Below are 3,769 nucleotides of genomic sequence, written 5' to 3'. Positions count from 1 at the left end.
GCCTTAGTCTCGTGGGCTCGGAGATGTGTATAAGAGACAGCGCCCGAACAGGCGCAATTCGACGCGGTCATGGCCGCCGACGGCAAGATCGAGCCGCAGGACTGGATGCCCGACGCGTATCGCAAGACGCTCGTGCGCCAGATCTCGCAGCACGCGCATTCGGAAATCGTCGGCATGCTGCCCGAAGGCAACTGGATCACGCGCGCTCCCAGTCTGAAGCGCAAGGCGATCCTGCTCGCCAAGGTGCAGGACGAAGGCGGCCACGGCCTCTACCTGTACAGCGCGGCAGAAACGCTCGGCGTGTCGCGCGACCAGCTGGTCGACGCCCTCCATTCGGGCAAGGCCAAGTATTCGAGCATCTTCAACTACCCGACGCCCACCTGGGCCGACGTCGGCGTGATCGGCTGGCTGGTCGACGGCGCCGCGATCATGAACCAGATTCCGCTGTGCCGCTGCACTTACGGCCCGTACGCCCGCGCGATGATCCGCATCTGCAAGGAAGAGTCGTTCCACCAGCGCCAGGGTTTCGACGCGCTGCTCGCCATGATGCAGGGCACCGACGCCCAGCGCGAGCTGGTCCAGCAGGCCGTGAACCGCTGGTGGTGGCCGGTGCTGATGATGTTCGGCCCGAGCGACAAGGATTCAATCCATAGCAACCAGTCGTCGAAGTGGGGCATCAAGCGCATTTCCAACGACGACCTGCGTCAGAAATTCGTCGACGCCACCGTCGACCAGGCCAGGGTGCTCGGCGTCACGCTGCCCGACCCGGACCTGAAATGGAACGAGGCACGCGGCCATCACGATTACGGCGACATCGACTGGGAGGAATTCTGGCGCGTCGTGAACGGCGACGGCCCGTGCAACCGCGAACGCCTCGCGACCCGCGTCAAAGCCCATGACGACGGCGCCTGGGTGCGCGAAGCCGCCCTCGCCCACACCGCCAGGCAGCGCCAGCGCGCGCATCAGCACGCCGCCTGAGCAGCGCGGCACATCAGGAAGAGACAGGAGATCAGCGATGAACAAGGAATGGCCGATTTGGGAAGTCTTCGTGCGCAGCAAGCAGGGACTCGATCATAAACACTGCGGCAGTCTGCACGCCGCCGACGCGCCGATGGCGCTGCGCATGGCGCGTGACGTCTACACGCGTCGCCAGGAAGGCGTCAGCATCTGGGTGGTGCCGTCATCGGCGATCACGGCGTCCGCGCCGCAGGACAAGGCGGAACTGTTCGAACCGGCCGGCGACAAGATCTACCGCCATCCGACGTTCTATACGCTGCCCGACGAAGTCAACCACATGTAAGCGCGGCCATGCATATCACACCCCAACATCTGCAGTACGTGCTGCGCCTCGCGGACACCGCGCTGATCCTCGGTCAGCGCAATGCCGAATGGTGCGGTCACGGTCCGGTCCTCGAAGAGGACATCGCGCTGTCGAACATGAGCCTCGATCTGATCGGCCAGGCGCGCCTGCTGTACACGCACGCCGCCACGCTCGAGCAGCGGCTCACCGGCAGGAGCCGCACGGAAGACGACTATGCGTACTTCCGTGCCGAGCGCGAGTTCGCCAGCTACACGCTGGCCGAGTTGCCGCATTACGGCCCGCTGTGCGGCACCGCGCAGGCCGACAAGGATTACGCGGTCACGATCGTGCGCAATTTCCTGTACTCGGCATTGATGATGCATCTGTGGACGGCGCTGACGGCCTCCACCGACGGGCAGCTGGCGGCCATCGCGTCGAAGTCGATCAAGGAAACCAGCTATCACGTGCATCACGCACGCGAGTGGCTGATCCGTTTCGGCGACGGCACCGACGAATCGCACCGTCGCGCGCAGGCGGCGCTGGACTACCTGATGCCGTACACGCGCGAGTTTTTCAGCGCCGACGCGGTGGAGCAGAGCATCGCCGCGGCCGGCCTCGGGCCGCAGACGTCGGAGCTCGAAGCCGCATGGCTCGACGACGTGCGCGCCGCGCTCGACGAAGCCACGCTGACGCTGCCCGAAGCCGTCCAGCACATCACGACCGGCAAGCACGGCGAACACTCGGAGCACATGGGCTTCGTGCTGGCCGAACTGCAGGGCATCGCGCGCCAGCATCCCGGCGCCACCTGGTAATCCGACGATGACGACCTCGACTGCCATGTACATGGCCGACTACCCGGCCGACGCCGCGCTCGAACGCGCATGGGCCGTACTTGAAACCGTGCCCGACCCGGAGATCCCGGTGGTGTCGATCCGTGAACTCGGTATTCTGCGCGACGTGCGTCGCGCCGCCGACGGCGCGCTCGAGGTCGTGATCACCCCGACGTATTCCGGTTGCCCGGCGATGTCCCAGATCGCCGAAGACGTCGGGCATGCGCTCGATGTCGCCGGCCTCGCGCCGTACCGGATCGAAACCGTGCTCGCGCCGGCGTGGACGACCGACTGGATAACCGCCGACGCCCGCGAGAAGCTGCGCGCCTACGGCATCGCGCCGCCCACGGGCAACTGCGGCTCCACCGCCCCGCCGCGCGAGACAGTGATGCACTTCGTGCCGCGCGTGCCGCGGGCGCTGCCGGCGCCGTCGTGTCCCCGTTGCGGCTCGGCGCACACCGAGCGTCTGGCGCAATTCGGCTCGACCGCCTGCAAGGCCCTGTACCGCTGCATCGACTGCCGCGAACCCTTCGACTACTTCAAACCCTACTGATATGGCCACCCCGCAATTTCATCCGCTGCGTATCCGCGAAGTGCGCCCCGAAACCGCCGACGCGGTCTCGGTGGCCTTCGAAGTCCCGGTCGAGCTGCGCGAGCAGTATCGCTTCACACAAGGGCAGTTCGTCACGCTGAAGACCCATATCGACGGCGAGGAAACGCGCCGCTCGTATTCGATCTGCGTCGGCGTCACCGATTACGATCGCGACGGCGAACTGCGCATCGGCATCAAGCGCGTGCGCGGCGGGCGTTTCTCGAACTTCGCGTTCGACACGCTGCAGCCCGGCCACACGATCGACGTGATGACGCCGGACGGCCGCTTCTTCACCCACCTGAACGCCGAGCAGGGCCAGCAGTACCTCGCGTTTTCGGGCGGCTCGGGCATTACGCCGGTGCTGGCGATCATCAAGACGACGCTCGAAGTCGAGCCGCGCAGCACGTTCACGCTGGTGTACGGCAACCGCAGCGTCGATCAGATCATGTTCGCTGAAGAACTCGAAGACCTGAAAAACCGCTTCATGAACCGCTTCGTGCTCTATCACGTGCTGTCCGACGATCTGCAGGACGTGGAGCTGTTCAACGGGGTGCTCGACCAGCCGAAGTGCGCGGCCTTCATCGACAGCCTGCTGCCGGCCGATGCGATCGACGAAGCCTTCATCTGCGGCCCCGCACCGATGATGGATGCCGCCGAAGCCGCGCTGAAAGCCGCTGGCGTGACGCCCGACAGGGTGCACGTGGAGCGCTTCGGCTCGCCGCTGCCGCAGGCGGGCGTGCCGCCGGTCGAGATCAGCGCGGACACGCCGGCCGCCGACCTCGAAATCGTGCTCGACGGCAAACGGCGCAAGCTGCGCCTGCCGTATCAGGGCGTCAGCGTGCTCGACGTCGGGCTGCGCGCCGGTCTCGCCCTGCCGTACGCGTGCAAGGGCGGGGTGTGCTGCACCTGCCGCGCGAAGGTGATCGAAGGCGAAGTGAAGATGGAAAAGAACTACACGCTGGAAGAACACGAAATCCGCGACGGCTTCGTGCTGACTTGCCAGTGCCATCCGGTCAGCGACAAGGTCGTCGTCAGTTACGACGAACG

The 3,769-nt window shown here is 65.9% G+C and carries 4 protein-coding genes and 1 pseudogene; all 5 read left to right on the top strand.

Annotated features, from left to right (window positions below):
- Nucleotides 1-36: 36 nt before the first annotated feature.
- Nucleotides 37-978: pseudogene (gene paaA / locus BN2475_RS32595) on the top strand (1,2-phenylacetyl-CoA epoxidase subunit PaaA); the annotation flags it as partial.
- Between the two features lie 37 nt (nt 979-1,015).
- On the top strand, nt 1,016-1,300 hold the full coding sequence (gene paaB / locus BN2475_RS32590; protein ID WP_073432200.1) for a 1,2-phenylacetyl-CoA epoxidase subunit PaaB: 285 nt from the start codon (nt 1,016-1,018) through the stop codon (nt 1,298-1,300).
- Between the two features lie 8 nt (nt 1,301-1,308).
- Entirely contained in the window at nt 1,309-2,112 is an 804-nt protein-coding gene (paaC, locus tag BN2475_RS32585) for a 1,2-phenylacetyl-CoA epoxidase subunit PaaC (RefSeq protein ID WP_094783455.1), read from the top strand.
- A 7-nt stretch (nt 2,113-2,119) separates the two neighbouring features.
- Nucleotides 2,120-2,683 (top strand): 1,2-phenylacetyl-CoA epoxidase subunit PaaD, encoded by a 564-nt coding sequence (gene paaD, locus BN2475_RS32580; protein WP_094783454.1) that lies wholly within the window; start codon nt 2,120-2,122, stop codon nt 2,681-2,683.
- Between the two features lies 1 nt (nt 2,684).
- The coding region (gene paaE, locus BN2475_RS32575; RefSeq protein ID WP_094783453.1) for a 1,2-phenylacetyl-CoA epoxidase subunit PaaE at nt 2,685-3,769 on the top strand (1,085 nt) is incomplete at its 3' end.

This window comes from Paraburkholderia ribeironis (assembly GCF_900019265.1).
In the GTDB taxonomy this organism is placed as follows: domain Bacteria; phylum Pseudomonadota; class Gammaproteobacteria; order Burkholderiales; family Burkholderiaceae; genus Paraburkholderia; species Paraburkholderia ribeironis.
The sequence above is the reverse complement of the archived record's forward strand: the minus strand, read 5'-3'. Positions and strand labels throughout refer to the sequence as shown.